14 protein-coding genes are annotated in these 15,863 nt (G+C 52.2%); 1 reads left to right on the top strand and 13 read right to left on the bottom strand.

Annotated elements, in window-relative coordinates:
- Window positions 1-17 precede the first annotated feature (17 nt).
- The 9 genes from RBR60_RS00955 to RBR60_RS00995 form a co-directional block, all read right to left on the bottom strand.
- Complete coding sequence (locus RBR60_RS00955; protein ID WP_320353757.1) at window positions 18-2,390, bottom strand: GspE/PulE family protein; 2,373 nt, start codon at window positions 2,388-2,390, stop codon at window positions 18-20.
- Window positions 2,391-2,478: 88 nt separating this feature from the next.
- Window positions 2,479-2,850 carry a hypothetical protein gene (locus RBR60_RS00960; protein ID WP_320353758.1) on the bottom strand — a complete coding sequence of 124 codons (372 nt, stop codon included), beginning with the start codon at window positions 2,848-2,850 and terminating at the stop codon, window positions 2,479-2,481.
- Window positions 2,851-2,937: 87 nt separating this feature from the next.
- On the bottom strand, window positions 2,938-3,993 hold the full coding sequence (locus RBR60_RS00965; RefSeq protein ID WP_320353759.1) for a response regulator: 1,056 nt from the start codon (window positions 3,991-3,993) through the stop codon (window positions 2,938-2,940).
- A 170-nt stretch (window positions 3,994-4,163) separates the two neighbouring features.
- Window positions 4,164-5,150 carry a hypothetical protein gene (locus RBR60_RS00970; RefSeq protein WP_320353760.1) on the bottom strand — a complete coding sequence of 329 codons (987 nt, stop codon included), beginning with the start codon at window positions 5,148-5,150 and terminating at the stop codon, window positions 4,164-4,166.
- Window positions 5,151-5,190: 40 nt separating this feature from the next.
- Window positions 5,191-6,378: a HAMP domain-containing protein gene (locus RBR60_RS00975; protein ID WP_320353761.1), complete on the bottom strand. Its 1,188-nt coding sequence runs from the start codon at window positions 6,376-6,378 to the stop codon at window positions 5,191-5,193.
- Between the two features lie 15 nt (window positions 6,379-6,393).
- Window positions 6,394-6,864, bottom strand: coding sequence for a winged helix-turn-helix domain-containing protein (locus RBR60_RS00980; protein WP_320353762.1), 471 nt, complete (start codon window positions 6,862-6,864; stop codon window positions 6,394-6,396).
- Between the two features lie 70 nt (window positions 6,865-6,934).
- Window positions 6,935-7,576, bottom strand: a complete 642-nt coding sequence (locus RBR60_RS00985; RefSeq protein ID WP_320353763.1) for a hypothetical protein — start codon at window positions 7,574-7,576, stop codon at window positions 6,935-6,937.
- The gene (locus RBR60_RS00990) at window positions 7,577-8,188 is read right to left on the bottom strand and encodes a GTPase domain-containing protein (protein WP_320353764.1); all 612 of its coding nucleotides are present in this window, start codon (window positions 8,186-8,188) and stop codon (window positions 7,577-7,579) included.
- 18 nt (window positions 8,189-8,206) lie between these two features.
- Window positions 8,207-8,602, bottom strand: coding sequence for a roadblock/LC7 domain-containing protein (locus tag RBR60_RS00995; RefSeq protein ID WP_320353766.1), 396 nt, complete (start codon window positions 8,600-8,602; stop codon window positions 8,207-8,209).
- A 539-nt stretch (window positions 8,603-9,141) separates the two neighbouring features.
- Between RBR60_RS00995 and RBR60_RS01000 the strand changes: the two genes are divergently transcribed.
- Entirely contained in the window at window positions 9,142-10,308 is a 1,167-nt protein-coding gene (locus tag RBR60_RS01000; RefSeq protein ID WP_320353768.1) for an ABC transporter substrate-binding protein, read from the top strand.
- Between the two features lie 58 nt (window positions 10,309-10,366).
- On the opposite strand, the gene RBR60_RS01005 is transcribed toward RBR60_RS01000, so the two are convergent.
- From RBR60_RS01005 to RBR60_RS01020, 4 genes are all read right to left on the bottom strand, one after another.
- Complete coding sequence (locus tag RBR60_RS01005; RefSeq protein WP_320353769.1) at window positions 10,367-12,466, bottom strand: SUMF1/EgtB/PvdO family nonheme iron enzyme; 2,100 nt, start codon at window positions 12,464-12,466, stop codon at window positions 10,367-10,369.
- Window positions 12,467-12,602: 136 nt separating this feature from the next.
- Window positions 12,603-13,784, bottom strand: a complete 1,182-nt coding sequence (locus tag RBR60_RS01010; RefSeq protein ID WP_320353770.1) for a hypothetical protein — start codon at window positions 13,782-13,784, stop codon at window positions 12,603-12,605.
- Between the two features lie 110 nt (window positions 13,785-13,894).
- Window positions 13,895-15,178 carry a hypothetical protein gene (locus RBR60_RS01015; RefSeq protein WP_320353771.1) on the bottom strand — a complete coding sequence of 428 codons (1,284 nt, stop codon included), beginning with the start codon at window positions 15,176-15,178 and terminating at the stop codon, window positions 13,895-13,897.
- Between the two features lie 63 nt (window positions 15,179-15,241).
- On the bottom strand, window positions 15,242-15,640 hold the full coding sequence (locus tag RBR60_RS01020) for a hypothetical protein (protein ID WP_320353772.1): 399 nt from the start codon (window positions 15,638-15,640) through the stop codon (window positions 15,242-15,244).
- Window positions 15,641-15,863: the final 223 nt, after the last annotated feature.

Below are 15,863 nucleotides of genomic sequence, written 5' to 3' on the forward strand. Positions count from 1 at the left end.
CCCTCCCCTTTTCCGAGTCAGCTTGCACAGACGCGACGCACTTCTTCAAAATCGGTCATTCCCTGGAAAACCTTGGCAATCCCATCCTGGATCAGCGTGGTCATGCCGTCCGCAGCCCCCTGGATGAACAGCTCTTCTGTGGGGGCGGCCCTTTTGATTAAGAGCTTAACCTTCGGAGTACCCAAAAGCAGTTCATGAATGCCAAGCCGCCCCTTGTACCCCGTATTGCTGCACTCCGGGCAGCCCATTTTTTTATAAAGGTACAGATGTTCATCATATACCAGTCCGGCTTTTTCCATGCCCTCGCCATAGAGCATGCGGATTTCTTCAAACATCTCAGGCGTGGGATGGTACTTTTCCTTGCAGTGATCACAGAGCCGACGCACCAGGCGTTGGGCCATAACGCCCAGGAAAGCATCGGAAAAATTTAATGGATTCAGCCCCATATCAAGAAGACGGGTGACCGTTTCCGGAGCACTGTTGGTGTGGAGGGTAGAAAAAACCAGATGCCCTGTGAGAGAAGCCTCAATCCCGATGGCGGCGGTCTCATGATCCCGCATCTCACCAATCATGATGACATCCGGGTCCGCCCGGAGAAAGGCCCGCATAACCCTTGCAAAATCAAGCCCGATCTTAGACTGGCACTCCACTTGCCTCAGACCTTCCTGGGAAATTTCCACAGGATCTTCCGCAGTCCAGATCTTGATACCCGGTTTGTTAATCTCGCCCAGGGCCGCGTGGAGGGTGGTGGTTTTACCGCTTCCTGTGGGACCCACCACCAGAATCAATCCATAGGGCTGGCGGATAATTTTTTTCAGATGGGTAAGATTCCGATCACTCATCCCCATCCTGCCCAAAGGCATGGCGCCGGACTCTGCAAGGATACGAAGAACCGCATCCTCAAATCCCCCTGCCGTTGGCAGAGTGGCCACCCGGAGTTCAAAGGGTCTAATACCCTTGCGCCGGAATTTAATCTTACCGTCCTGGGGCATGCGACGTTCCGCAATGTCCAGGCGCGCCATAACCTTGATCCTCGAAATGAGCGGTTTTGCCGCCTGGTTGGGCAGTTGCAGGACTTCTTGACAGACACCGTCAATGCGGTAGCGGATACGGGTTTTCTTACTGATGGGAGAAGGCTCGATATGGATGTCTGAAGCTCCTTTGCGGTATGCATTGATGAGAATCTGGTCCACCATGCGCACCGTGTGGCTGGATCCGGCATCGTCATGATCATGCAGACGACTGTCCGTTTCTTCCTCCACCTCCTCAAAGGCCACATCCGGAAGCATGTCAAAGCCCTCTACCGCATCCTCCGACTGCTCCGCATCCACTTCGTCGTGGTTTTCTTTGTAAAACAGGTGAATATACGCTTCAATATCTTCCCTGAATCCCACAAAGAGCCTCAGGTGTGAAGCCTTGAGCAGGGCCTGGGCCTGGTCTGTTTTGATGATGTTTTTGGGGTCATCAATGAGCACATCCACAGCATTCAGATCCCATGCAAGGGGAACCCATTTGTTTTCAAAAAGAAAACTTTTCTTAAGCTTCTGGATCAGTTCAATGGGAACCGGTGTCTTGGGATCAAAGGCCTTGAAGTTGACATTGTAAAAAAGTCGCAGGGATTCCGCAATCTGGGTTTTGGGGATGCGGAACTCTTCCTGAAGCACAGCTTCCACGCTTTTGCCGCTTTTTTTCGCCATGGCCAGGGCCTGCTGGAGCTGCTCTGTGTTGACCAGCTTGTTTTCCAATAAAAAAGCGTAGCGTGAATCATATCGCTGGGAACTGCCAAAACGCGCCAATTCCGCAGCAAGCCCCGGATATCTTGGATTGTCTTCTTTGACCACGTTGAAAAAGGCTTCTGCCACCTCGGTCATCTGACGCTTGCACAGCTCTTTTCCGCAGGCAAAGATCAGATCAAGGCCAAGCTTTGCCTCCACTTCCGCTTCCTTGAGCGCGGTCTGCAGTGGTTCCAGCATGCGGCCTCCGGGATGGGCTGCGCACAGACTGTCCAGTATCCATCGCACGGACTCTTGTAAGGGATAGTCTTTGCTGAGGAGCTTGATGAATTCTCCAAGGGCTTCCTTGTGCAGGCCCAGCTCACCAAAGGCTTTGCCGCTTTGGAGTATATCCGAGGGTTTTTCCTGCTTGCCCCAGGTGCTGCGGATACAATCCAGATCCCTCGAGGAAAGCACCTGGCGGTCGATGCTTTCCATTTCTTTGATTTTTTTATCAATTTCCCGGATTCTTTCGGCAATGCTGTCCGCAGTCTCCGGATCCAGGGATGCTTCGGAAAGAAGGCGTTCATACAACTGACTGGCTTCCGTATACAGGCCGTGTCGATAATATTCCTCTGCTTCACGAATCCGGATCTGCGTATCTGCCGGGGCATTCATGGAGATTCCTTCCTTAATTTTTATGACTTTGAACAAATCTGTATCTATCCGGTCTTAAGGACACGCCGGGAATGCGTTCTCATCCCATTTACAAACGGAATAATTTACTGAATTTTTTTGCTTTTACAGCTTTACGCAGACTTGGCATCAAGGTATCGGAAACCAAACGGATCATATCCGTTGAAGCGTTCCGCCCCATCACCACAATGAGATGGTTGGTTCCAGCCCTTCGCAGCAGTACCTTTTTCTCTTCAAAAAAAAGCTCCACCTCTTCCATTCCTTCAAAACTCTGGATCATTCTGCGCACGCCATCGGGATCCAGGACCGTCTGCCAGGTCCCCTGTTCCATTTTTGAACGAAGCACGGGGGCAAACTCCCATCCGAGAAGTTCTCCCTGTTGGGAAAACAGAACAACCCCTTCAACATCCTGGAGGGCAAGGATTTCGGAAAAAATTTTCATAATTCTCTCGCATACGGATTACAAAACCAAAACAGGCCATCCATCGGCCGTACTCCCACCCCTGATCATCTGATGCATTCGGCGTTTTTACCACTGAAAACGGGGAGGGTGATGGGCAAGCACAGCCACAATCTGCTCCCGTTTGCACCCAGGCAGCAGGGCAAGGACCGTATCCTGTTCATCGGGAAGGAGAATGGATTGGGATCCATGGCCCGCATTGAGATAACAGGCCTTGAGTTTTCCTGCGTCAAAGACCGAACCGATAATCTGGGCATGGGTCACAAGATCCCGCCATGCGGCATCCTGGTAAACACTTTCAATGCCAAGGGACTGCGCTCCGATGGTTTCCAGCCAGGCATAAACCGGGTCCTGAGGAGCAGAGTTGGGCTTATGAACATCTTCTTCAGATTTTGTAGGCAAGGTAGATCGAGGGGCAACAGGAACTTCCGTACGCCTTTCCGATCTTTCATCCTTCAGACGCATGGCCTCCATGAGCAGGGCCTGGAGGTCGGCCTGAATGGCCTCGGTCTGAATCCTGCATTGGTTTTCAATCATAAGCGATACGGGCTGCCAGGCAAGGATTTCGTAAGCTGCGTCCACTCCCCCCAGACCACCCGGCATGCGCGCATGTACAATGTCCCCGTTTTTAAAAAAAAGAAGCCCATAGCCCTGGCTTGGTGGGTGAAGTACGCGCAATGTGCAGGTCTTTTGTTCCATCTCGATCATCTGGGCAAAGGTATCCAGAGAGGCACCATTGAGCGAGCCTCCTTCCTGGATGCGGCGTGCGGTGAGGTCAAAGGTCTGAAGAAATTTTTTTGCCTCCAGAGGTTTTTCCAGAAAAGCCTGGGCGCCCTTGCGGATGAGAATTTCACGCGTTTTTGGCCTTCCGTGGGAAGAAACCACAATGACGGGAACTTCTGGGCTGTGGGTGTTGATGAAATCCAGCAGCCCGAACCCGTCCAGGTCGGAAAAAATCAATTCTGTGACCAGAATCCCGATGTTTTCCTGACGCAGAAGATCCGTTGCGGCCTTTCCCGTACTTGCGGTGACGCACTGAAAATTTTTCCCATACTCTTCAATCCAGGCAAGCATCTGTCTTGCGGATTCGGGATCTGGATCTGCGATTAAAACCTTGATACGCATTGAACCTCCTGCTCGATTCCGTGGCCGCACATCAAAACAGGGACAAAAACACGTTCAGAATAAATGGATTTTTCTTAAAACACCTGAAAAAATATTTTTTTTACAAGGTAAAGGACGCTTTCATGTTCCCATCCCCTTAAAACCCACAAAAGACAAAAAACACCTGTGATTCATGAAAAACGAACCTGCAGTTCGGAAATCCGTCTGTGGTGCTGATTTTTCCATGCTTCAAGGTGGGCGGCAAAATCTTCCCCCAGATTCTCGGATTTCATCAATTCCGTGAGAACGCGACAAAGGCCCTCGATAACCTCTCCGTCTCCGGCCTGACCTTTAAATATCAGAGTGCCTTCCCTGTATTCCAACTCAGCTGCAAAAGGATCGAGAAATTCATAGAAGTCCGCCCATTCCACGCATATTTTACGAAACTGGATGGGAAAGGGTCCTTTGCTGGTACGGGATTGGCCAAAAACCCCTTCGGCCTTTTGCATGAGGTCCTGGAGCATGGCGATGGTTTCCTGGGAGGCAGGGGGCTTGAGCTGGCCCTCGGATCCTTTGCTTTCCACAGGAAGGGCCCAGGCATCGATGCGTATTTCCGAGGCGTTTCGAAATCTTTCGATGAAATCCGGCATTTCTTCAGGCTCCATCCATACAGCCCTTTCGCCGGGAAGACGAAAACCGTAAATCCGTTTTTCCTGGAAAAGAACCCAACCCAGCTGCCTGCGCTTATCCCCCTGCACGCGAAAATATCCCGTATGGGGTCGTCCCTCATACTGTTTTTCAAGCATGCTGAGAAGTCTTGTGAAGGAAACGGACTGGGACAGTCCGAAGGGCGTGGCATGGATAAGGCCTGCCCAATAGGGAAGAGCATCAGGCCTTATGCCATATACCGAAACCCTGAAATCCTGCACCTGAATTTCGCTTTTTAAAAACTCCGTTGCCGCTCCTCCCGTGGATTTGCCCTTTCCATCCCAGAAAAGGGCTTCCACAAGACGATTTTTATTGAAAAAAAGTAAGGCCTCGACCGAAGAGCCTCTGAAATGAATGCACCCACAGCCCGTTTCACGCTGATAATACTCCATCAGCCGGTTCAAAAGCAGGTAAGAGCTGTTCATGCCGGTTGCCACGGGCGTGTCATTGGGAAAAAGGATCTCGGACATAGGGCAAACTCCGCAGCTTTTTTAAAACGTCATTTTCTGGCTAGCGACGACGGCGAAGGCGTTCAATGGAAAGCTTGAGACTGTCTTGCATACGGGAAATGGCATCCGCCAGGTTGCCGATTTCATCCTTTGCATATACACGGATTTCCGTATCCAGCTCTCCTACGCTGATGCGGTCTGCTGCATGGGTAAGGTATTTGATGTTTCGGGTGATGCGGTATCCATAAATGGAGATGGAAAGGCCGATGACCAGAAGGGAAAAAAGCAGAATGCCCAGGGCAATATTCCGGGTTTGCAGGGCCATGGCACCTGCTTCCGCCTCAAGTTTTCTCACGGGTATGGTAAAGTCATCAATGTAGGCCGTACTGATGATAAAATACCGGGTGCCTTCCACCGGGCTGATCACCATGAACTTCTGGCGAAGCTGTCCATCCCGTTCGATCCAGGTATAATATCCCCTTGCCTCCCGCCCCAGGCGAGCCTCTTCAAATATTTTTCTGAACTCGCTGAAATACTGGGCACCCAATGCGGCCCGGAGGCTGTCCAGAACCGGGACCCCGATGAGACGGGCATCTGGATGCGCCCAGATACGGAATGCCTGGTCCGGCTCATCCACCCCAGGCCGTTCAAACAGTACGGTATACCCCGAGTCTCCCACACGCTGGACCGCAATGCGGCTGAATTCCGGATCATAGTTAAAATCCATCTTTCCCAGCTCCGGATGGCTGCGGAGGTAAATCTTGGTCTGAAGCGCTACGGAGCGGGCCTTTTCAGCAATGATTTCCTCAGCCATTCCCTGGACCACCCGGGTACTCTCATGGGTAATGCGCCGTGCCAGCTCATTGAGCTGGTTCTGGGAAAAAACTCCCGACGCAGCCATAAGAAGAAGGGGAACCACAAGGAAGAGGAGGAACATTTTGGTTCTGAGGCCCATTCCTTTGGTTCCTGAACCCTGTTTTTTGGGTTTTGCGCTGGACTTTCTTTCCGGGGCCGGGGGACTTGGACTGGGCGGCGTTTCCATTTTTTCTGCCATGGGCGGCGTTTCATCCGCAGGCGCCTGTGGAGGCTTGGTATCTCCACCGTTTTCCAGCTGCTCTCTGGAAATGCGGATCAGGTGCCCACACTCCCGGCAACGGGTTTTTGCCTCATCCCCGGAGAGCTTGCCCTTAAGCTTTTCAGGATCCAGGTGATAAATCTTGCCACACTCTTCGCAAATCAGGGTTGTCATGGGATCTCCTCGACCTTAGCGCGCCATATCCTTGAGGAATGGAATCATCGCCTGCTGAAACGCAACGCGTTTTTCTTCCCTGGGTATCTGTCGGGCCAGTAAATTCACAAGTTCCGGCGCACGCTCCATTGGAAAGGCACTCCAGGATTCCTTCATTGCATCAATCTCGTCATCAATGACAACGGATGCAATGGGTCCAATGGCTATGGCCAGATGTTCTTCGATGGTGTGCATGAAAGCGGCTGTTTTCCCATTTCCCGGATCCTGCACCGTTTCTGCCAATCCGGCTGCCAGGAGCCGGTGGACGACCTCTTTCAGAGATTTCAGGGACATTCCGGCATGGGCGGCAATATCCGAAAGATTCCGTTTTCCATCAATGGACGCAAACACCTTCAGCATGTCCCGATCCATGGAAAAGGCGCGGTCATTGTCAAAATCACTCTGCCGGAGGATTATTTTGGATGGATCGTCAGAAAAGAATGCCATGGCTGCCCCTTGCGTCAAAACGTTCCGGCTTCCACTCCAAGCCTTATGTCCGCAACCGTCTTTTTTTCTCTCAGGAACGAAGATCCTGGAGCAGACGCTGACGGAATTTTTCAAGTTCTTCGCGGACAATTCCGCGAATCAGCCCGGAAAGCTGCTCTTCCTTGGCCTTGGCCGTGGATGAGAGATCCCCTGTTTTCCCTGTGATCTGTTTCCGGAAATCCTGAAAATGCTGGTAGGCTTTCTGGAAATGCTCCTTTCTCTGTAAATCCTGAAGCGTCTCTCCCTTATCCATGAGCATGCCCAGCTCACCCTGTATTTCCTGAAGGAGGCGCAGGGTGTCCTGATGCGCATGCACCTTTTTCTGCTTAAGATAACTGCCCAGGGCTTCCAGTATGCGGAAAAAATTCAAAACAATACGATCCTTTTCCCAGGTCCCCTGCAATCGCTGGATTTCCCCAAGATATTGATCCATGACACTGTCATCAATCTCCCACTCCATAGAGAGCAGAAGGGCATTGAGACCCCGGAGGGGATCCCCCCCTGGCTTCTCTCCCCCGGCAAAGCGGAGATCCGGATTCTTTTTGCTGGTTTCTTTTCTGACGGGCTTGGGAGGAGAGGAGGATTTTTCAGGCTCCATAAGCGTGTCCTCATCAAAAAGATCTTCCAGACGCTTATCGAGTTCCATCGTGAGCGTATCTGTTTTATCCGTCACTTATTTTTCCTCCAGCTTTTTTTTGAGGGATCCAATGGTGATGGAGATAATCTTTTTCATGGTCAGTGCAACGTTTTCCCCTGAGATGGCGCTGGCTTCAATGTAAGGCGCATTGAGTTTGGCGTTAAGATCCTGCTGCATGGTTTCAAGGGGAAGCAAGGCAATATTGTGGGAGGCAAGATCCCGCTTGTTGTACTGGAAGACAAGGGGGATCCTCGAAAGATCTTTATTGAAGGAGCGCAGGTTTTCTTCAAGATTCTGCAGCGAGCGGATATTCATTTCCCGACGCAGCGTCATGGAGTCTGCAACAAAAACAATCCCGTCAACACCTCGAAGAACCAGTTTTCGGGTGGCATTGTATTTCACCTGTCCCGGTACGGTATAAAACTGGATTTTGATGTTATAATCATTGATTGTTCCGATATCCAAGGGAAGAAAATCAAAAAACAGGGTGCGGTCACCATAGGTTTTCACCGTGACCATTTCAGACTTAATGCGGCTTTTGAATTTCTGATTGATGTATTCTAGGTTGGTTGTCTTGCCGCCCCGACCTGGGCCATAATATACAATTTTTACCTGCACTTCTTTTTTTTTAGGATTGATCAGCGCCAAGGTAAGCCTCCGATTATTTTATCCAAAAAGCGATTCGATTTTTCGTACGGCCTCCGTGACCTTTAACCGGAGAAAACCAAGAGAAACCTCTTTGCCGAAGATGGATAACAAAAGGAGGTCGTCTGTTACCTTACTGAAATGGATGCTGTCCGTTTCTCCTTTATGGAAAAGCAGGGAAAACTCCTGTTCTCCGATGAGGTTGGCCATGGCGCTGACAGCGCCAAAATTCCCTGCCGCAAGGGCTGCCAGGGAATACACATCATGCTGGGTATTGCCGTTATCCAGATTCACAATGACGTTCCCGGCAAGATCCAGAAGAATCACATTGCTGACGCCAAGATCAATGAGCTCCTCATCAAGAATCTTTTCAATTTTTTCAATCTGACGTCTGTCCAAATCAAGGGTAAACTCCATAGTCCCTTCCTCGAATGCTCCCTGGGTCATGAGTGATCAATGCCTCTACCGCCTGAGAAGGCCGGAGAGATCGCATTGCAATCCATTCAAAGCCTTGTTGCCATCTTGTCTTGCCGAAGGCATGCCAAAATCTCACATCCACGAAACTTTGTGCGTATTGTATAGCCTAAATCTCCGGGAGAGGCAAACCTTAAGTTTCTGTATTTATATGTCAGACAGGGGACCTTACCTCAGGTACGGGATGAAGAGGTGGGGCCTGTTTTTTTATATGTGACCCCAAAGGTTCTTCCGAGGATCGATGCAGATGGAAAAACCGTTTTTTCACATCAAACCCCTTGGCAGGGCTACAAAAATCTCTTTGACAAAACATTGGCCTTTCTTGACAAGAAAGGGCTTGAATCGTATGTATGGCAAACATTATTGTCCTGATCCGCCACCCAGCTTATTCGTCATTTTTTTTAAAACCACATATCTTAAAAAGCAACAGAAATGGTGATGATATGACATGCAAGGCATTGCCTGGATGGGCAGGCTGCGTTTTGAGCCTACTTCTTCTTTTTTTCTTTATGCTAACCACAGACCTTGCTTCTGCGGATAGCTCTCCTTCCCCTCCCCTTTCCATTGGCCTCAGCCTTCCTTTAAGCGGCAATGAAGCCTCACATGCGGGTAAATGGCTTCAGGGAATGTCCGCTGCGGTGGCGGATATCAACCGCAGCGGCGGCGTACACGGAAGAACCTTACGCATCCTTGCTCTGGATGACGCAGGAAATTCCAGGCAACGACAGGCCAACCTGGCAGAGCTTACGGAAAAAGAAAAGGTATTTGCCCTCTTTGGCGCCTTTGGCCCTTTGGGAACCCGTGAAACCCTTCTCCATGCCCAACGCACCTCCACCCTTTTTTTTGGCAGCAGCACAGGCCTTCGCGGCCTTTCCACCCCACAAGCCCTTCCGGCCTTTTCCATCCGTCCGGATGTGGGGGGTGAGGCTGAAACCCTTGTACACCGATTCATTGATGAAACCGGCAAAAACCGGATTTCTGTTTTTTATGGGGATGATGTCCATGGAGCCGAATATCTGGATGCCGTACGTTCGGCTCTGGAAAAAAAACGACTGACGGTTCACAGCTTTGCCAGCCCCGATGAGAATAGTGATACAAAGACGGCGGCTCAGAGGCTTTTAAGCTCAAAACCAGATGCCATTGTCATCTCAGCCCCCCCGGAAATCACCGCGAACTTTATCCGGAACATACGGGAAAACGATGGGACTATTGTTCTTCTTGTGGTTTCCCACGCAGATCCCATTGCATTGGCCGATACCCTCATGAATCGTGGCCTCGGGGTGGTCTTAAGCCAGGCGGTCCCCTTTCCCTACTACCGCAGGATTCCGGCCGTTAACGCCTATGCGGCGGCCGTTGACGCTTTCAAAAAAGAAGACCCCACCATAGAAATGGATTTTCCGGGTTTTGAAGCCTATCTCAATGTCCGGGCCTTTGCCCATATTCTGCGTCAAAGTCCCTCTCCCCCAGCCCCACCAACCTTTATTCAGACGGCTTACAAGCAATTTGAAGTGGATCTTGGTGGCTTCCGTTTCAGTTTTTCTGAAAACAGACATGCAGGTTCTGAAGAAATTTATCTGATCCAGATCGCACCGGGTGGCTTTGTGTCCCCCATCCGCTCCTTTTCCGAGCTTTACGCCTTCCATCCCTGAAACAACGGGGGCCGTCCGCATGCGGACGGCCCCCCTCAAAAACAAAAAGACCTAAAGTTTAAGGCTGAATCACAAGGCGAAAACCAATATGGGTATAGGCCAGAGAGGGGTCCATGCTATAACGATTGGCCACACGGCTTGAATCCATATCCGTATCCCATCCTCCCCCACGTACAACCCGTTTCTGCCCGGTTGGCGGCCCCACGGGGTCTTTACGGGAATCGCCTCCTTCGGGATACTTGCCATACCAGTCCCTGCACCACTCCCACATATTGCCATGAATATCCCAAAGACCCCAGGCGTTGGGCGCAAGACTTCCCACGGCAAGGGGCTCTTTTCTGAACTGGCCCACGGCACAACCCGGACGGAAAGAGTTGGCGGCAAAGTTTGCCTGACTATCCGTGAGGCAAGCCCCATAGGCATAGGCAGATCCACTGCCCGCCCTTGCCGCATATTCCCACTGTGCTTCTGTGGGCAGATCATAGGGCAGGCCTTCTTTCTCACGCAGCCACTGGATAAACGCCTGGGCATCATGATAGGAAACTGCGCTCACAGGCAAAGTATCCTTCAGCGGATAACCGGGATTCCGCCAGTCATAATCGGGATCCCGGACCCAGCGAAATCCGCTTTCAAAACCATAGGCCCCGCCCCCCTGCTCGGCCTGGGTCTTATACCCCGTGGCCAGGATGAATTGCCGCCACTGCCCCACAGTGACTTCATGGGTCTGCATAAAAAAAGGTTTTGAAAGGGTCACCGGGTGCTGTTCTTCGTCGCTGTTTCTTCGAACCTCGCCCCCAGGGCTTCCCATGAGAAAATGACCTTCCTCGATTCGTACAAAATCCATTCCCAGGCTATTTTCGTGGCGGGGAACAAGGGAAAGCCGAATATGGGTTTCTTCTTTTTTTCCTGCTTCAATGCGCAGATTGACGCGACTTTCTTCGTAAAGGGGCGCTGTGATCCGTAAAGGATAGAGGCCTGGACCAAGGGACATATCCGGAGAGTAGGTAAGTGCCCTGTTCTCAAACCGGATGGTGGCATGTTCCGGGCTTGTCAGAATGGAAAGTCTGCCCTCTCTGGGTTTTTCCGGATTCAGGGTAACGATCAGCTGCCGTTCTTCTCCCGGCCCCAGTCGCAACTCCTCGCGCAGATCCTCATGCCCAGGAGCTGTGATATCCAGACGATAGAGGCCTGCTTCCAGTGCGCCCATCCGCACCGGAAGAAAACCGCGGTCCTGGCCATTCACACGAAGTTTTGCCCCTTCTGTCCGGGAGCGGATTTCAAGGCTTGCCGACAAAACCTCCTGCACAGGCGGTGCTGCGGCCGTGGGTGTGACCAAGGGCAGGGAAGCGGGTTCCCGCAGAAAAACCACATCATACCCCCCCCTTCGCCCTGTCCGTAAAGCCCGGTAATCCAGATTTTCTCCTGAGGCTTTGGCCGAGGCCTGGGCATACGTAAAGAGTTTGTATCCTTCGATGCGTCCTTCAAGCCTGGGCAAGGCCTCCAGGAGGGCTGAGACGAGAACCCCGTTTTTTCCTCCACCCTCTGAATTCACCACCCTGTTTCTGCGTAAAATGGTATGGCCGTATGCTTCTTCCTGGGAACCCGGAAGCACTTTGTCCTCAGAGGGCGACACCTGGGGTCCGCAGGCGGAATCCGGAAAGGGCGCATCCGAGATGACCAGAAGCCGTCTGGCCTGGGTCTGCCGGAGGGCCTGCTGGATGGCGCTCACCTCCACATAGGTCTCGGTTTCTCCCTTGCGGGCATCGGCACCCAACCACCAACCGTACCCGTACAGATTTTCCGTTTCCCCAGCCCCAGAGAAATAAATGAGAAGCCCATCTCCGGGCTTTGCTGCTCTGGCCATGGTTTCAAGGCTTTTTAAAATCGCCTCCCTTGTGGCGGAAGCGCCCAGAAGACGGGTCACCCTGAAATCCAGATGGCGTTCCAGATAATCCCCGAGAACCGCTGCATCCTTTCCAGCCGTAGCGGGAAACAGGATGCCTGGGTCCTGGTATTGATCAATACCGATCACAAGGGCCCGATTTTCTCCGGCAAACACACCGTGGGATGTGATCATGAGAAGGCAAAGGGCAAAAAAGATCCTTTTTACCATGTAATAAAACTTGCCCTGATTGTGTGCTGATGGATCTGGATTCATAAAAATTCCTCACACATCACCGGCAGGTCTGCCGGATACGAAAAGTGAGCGCAAAAAACAGACTTCGTTGAGGAAGAACATCAGGACCTGACACCCATGACCCTATAAAATTCCCAGGCCTGCGGGTCAGACCTTTTTATTCTCCGGTGAAATGGGGATTGCTTTTCAGTACTGCCCGATTCTCTCCGCCGGAAATAATGGAGCGATCCCCCTCCGCCTTATTGCTGCGCCCTCCCAGGACCGCAGCAAAATCGCCGCCCGCCTGATTGCCCTCGCCCCCCAGGGCCAAGGCGGATTTGCCGCCAATGCTGTTGTTTTTACCGGCAATGGCAGCACCATATGAACTTTCCACCCGATGCCCGCTTCCCGAAATAATATTCCCATATCCTGAACACTGGTGCCCTTCTCCGATGATGAGGTTATGGGAGCCGGTCACTTTTTCTGAGCTGTTGTATCCGATGATGAGATTCCCGCCGCCATTGGCGCTGGCGGTTTTTCCGTCTCCGTTCACAAGAACGAGGTTGAGGCCCTGAAGCTGTAAATCCTGGCCTGTTCGTTGCACGCCTTCGAGCAGACGGGTCAGCCGGGTCACCTGGGCCTCGAGAGTTGCAATGCGCTGCTGCAACTGCTCCGTTTCCCCCCCCCCTCCGGGAAGGGCCACAGCTCCCACAAGAAGGGGTTGAACCAGGTGAAAATCCGCTTTGGTTTCCAGGGCGGCCTGAAGTTCGGATCGGCGGACCAGGGAGGGATCCATGCGCTCCGCAGGGATGATTCCCGTGAGTGTGCTGGCGTCATGGGTATGATTCTTGTCCGCCTTTTCGGAAAGCATCTGCTTCCATTTGCGCTGGGTGAATACGGGAACGCAGTCGCTCACGCCCATTTCACGGAAATACCCACAGATCCCGGCGTCATCGATGCGCTCATAGGTGGCAATGTCCCCAGCCCCCACAAAGAGAAGATAAGGAAAGCTTTTCGGCATGATCAGCGTGGAGGCTCCGCGTTCAAACAGGACCATGGCAATGGCGGGAGTATCGGGGACAATGGTGGCGCTGTAAGCCACCGCCGCATACTTGTCACTTAAGTCAAAAAAATCCCGTATGCCGTGTATGGCAAGGCTGCGCCCTCTTCGGGTCTGGCGCTGCACAACCTGCTCGCGCGCCTGGGCAAGGGTATCGGCGACAGATGCCGTGTCAGAAAGCTCCAGAAGCAGGGCCACTTCCTTTTCCGACTGCACGGAAGTGGCCATGGCCTGGGCGGCCAGAAAAAAACAGAAAACGGTTATCGCGCCTATGCCGCACCAAACGATCCTGCGCCCCATGATCCCCCCGTCTTTTTTTGCGATGGCAGGGCTCCGACCTGACTTTCAGGATCCGGAGCCCTGCCACGTTTCATGGATAATAAAACACTCAAGCCGTTAAACTTTTTTCATTAAAAGCTTACCGTCATTTTGGCGGCAAAAAGGAACCAGTTTTCCGAGGTGTTCAGCTTGTTATTATCATCGGAGTTGATGTCTTTCATCAGAATGGCCGCCCCATTCATGGCATGCCCTTCCAGCTTGAAGACCCAGTTATCCGTCAGATCGAAGCGGGCTGTGAGGGCTGTGTCCTTAAGCCAGGCGTCATGCTTTTTGTATCCTGCGGCCACACGTCTTGGGTCCGTTACGTTCAGGTTGCCGTCTTTGTCGTTCTTGTCCGCATAGTATTCTGAATAGGAAAGCCCCAGCTCCAGCCAGTCCGTAAAGCGGTAGGCAATGGCCGCGTAGTAGCCTTCCGTATCCAGATCAATGGGCTTGTTGGCATTAATGGCCTGATCAAAGGGGCTGTTGCCCTTGGCCCGTGTAGCAAACTCGTAGGTGGCACCCATGTACTCCGTCACAAAGGTGAAGGGACCCCGGATGTACTCCAGAGAAGCCGTATACACCTTGGAATTGGTGTTGGTGCGCACATTGGCCTGCGCCTGAGTATCCATCTGAGAAAAGACGCCGTCGGTGTCAAATTCCACCACCCAGCCTGTGGTGCTCAGGCGAAGGCCGTTGATGGGGGTCGACCAGACAAGGCCACCGGTGAAGGAATATTTGGTGTGCGTGGACTGCGGGGTTGAAAGGATATTGTTCAGACGAGACTGGTCTTTGGTTGTGGTGACAACACCTCCGTCCACGGGAAAATCCGTTTCCCCGCCCTGGAACTGATAAGCAAGGGAGCCTGCGCCGCCAAGGTAGATATCCCCATAAATCTCCGCGCCGCTGATGGCCGCAACCGTGTCCCGCCAGGCCTCGTTGTAAATACTCTGGGGGAGAAAAATACTGTTGCGGAGCATGTCTACGTCACGGGTGGTATTGTAAAGACCATGGGTCAGTTTCATCTTACCAAAGCGCAGGCCCAGCCAGTCTTTCCAGCGGTAGTCGGCAAAGCCCCAGTCAATTTCAGGCTCACCCTTTCCGAACTCGCCCAGGTTTCTTGCAAAAATCTGAAGTCCCACCCGGAGCCTGTCACTCACCTGGCTGCTCACGTTGATACCAAATTCGTTGAAGCGCGTGCTGCCATCTTCGGTTTTTGCAAAGAAATTGTTGTTATCGCTTTTCAGATAGCCCTGGGAGATAAAGCCGTGTACGGTGACGCCGCCATAAAAATCATCGCCAAATTCAATGGCCATTGCCGGGCTCGCCAGGCACAGCAGGCTCAGGCCCACCACCACTGCTCGTAAACTTTTCATGCAAATCCTCCTTTTGCGTATGAGAATCCGTTTTCATTTTTTTTTAAAAAACAGACCCGTTTCTTAAGGGGTCACTCCCAGTACCTTCACCTCATCCGTACGCGTGCCTTCGGGCACAAAACCAATGGCCCCTTGCGTGTTGGCCACAAAACTCACCACATCCCTTGGCTTGTCCAGCATGGGCGGCATCTGGCCCTTTCCCGTAAAAACCTGACGTTTCCAGTGCTGGGCAAACTGGGCGGAGGTGGTCCGTACATAAGAAGACAAAAAGGTGTCCATGGTGTCGTCCCTGAGCACGACAAAATTGATGCGGCTGCCATCTTCCCAACGGCTCATTCTGCCAAGGTAGATACGCTCCACTTCATCTTTGGAAATACTTGCTGCGGGCACGCCCCTGTTGGCAATCACAAGGATATCCGCCAAAGCGCTTCCCATGAGCCCCACCAGCAGAAGCAATACCAAGCCTCCTCTTTTTGCATATCGCATCATCGTCCTCCTGCGCATGGCCTGCTTGAACGACCTTTCCCAAAGGGCCCTTGCCAGCTTTTTGAAACCTTGCCGGATGGGGCGGGCATACCGCATGCCCTTATCCTCTGCCCTCAAATGGGAGAATCGGGTCTTTTTTCAGTCAGGCATTTTCCAGATCAAGATTCCGCCACCCCCCATGGGCAGCAATCTTTTTTTC

It is taken from the genome of Desulfobotulus sp. (assembly GCF_034006065.1).
Taxonomy (GTDB): domain Bacteria; phylum Desulfobacterota; class Desulfobacteria; order Desulfobacterales; family ASO4-4; genus Desulfobotulus.

What these genes read in the sequence shown, in the direction of transcription:
- RBR60_RS00975 (WP_320353761.1), bottom strand. Translation starts at nt 6,378, where the DNA reads ATGACAACCCTGATTTGCGAAGAGTGTGGCAAGATTTATCACCTGGAT.
- RBR60_RS00970 (WP_320353760.1), bottom strand. Translation starts at nt 5,150, where the DNA reads ATGTCCGAGATCCTTTTTCCCAATGACACGCCCGTGGCAACCGGCATG.
- RBR60_RS00955 (WP_320353757.1), bottom strand. Translation starts at nt 2,390, where the DNA reads ATGAATGCCCCGGCAGATACGCAGATCCGGATTCGTGAAGCAGAGGAA.
- RBR60_RS01010 (WP_320353770.1), bottom strand. Translation starts at nt 13,784, where the DNA reads ATGGGGCGCAGGATCGTTTGGTGCGGCATAGGCGCGATAACCGTTTTC.
- RBR60_RS01005 (WP_320353769.1), bottom strand. Translation starts at nt 12,466, where the DNA reads ATGAATCCAGATCCATCAGCACACAATCAGGGCAAGTTTTATTACATG.
- RBR60_RS00995 (WP_320353766.1), bottom strand. Translation starts at nt 8,602, where the DNA reads ATGGAGTTTACCCTTGATTTGGACAGACGTCAGATTGAAAAAATTGAA.
- RBR60_RS00980 (WP_320353762.1), bottom strand. Translation starts at nt 6,864, where the DNA reads ATGGCATTCTTTTCTGACGATCCATCCAAAATAATCCTCCGGCAGAGT.
- RBR60_RS00960 (WP_320353758.1), bottom strand. Translation starts at nt 2,850, where the DNA reads ATGAAAATTTTTTCCGAAATCCTTGCCCTCCAGGATGTTGAAGGGGTT.
- RBR60_RS01015 (WP_320353771.1), bottom strand. Translation starts at nt 15,178, where the DNA reads ATGAAAAGTTTACGAGCAGTGGTGGTGGGCCTGAGCCTGCTGTGCCTG.
- RBR60_RS00965 (WP_320353759.1), bottom strand. Translation starts at nt 3,993, where the DNA reads ATGCGTATCAAGGTTTTAATCGCAGATCCAGATCCCGAATCCGCAAGA.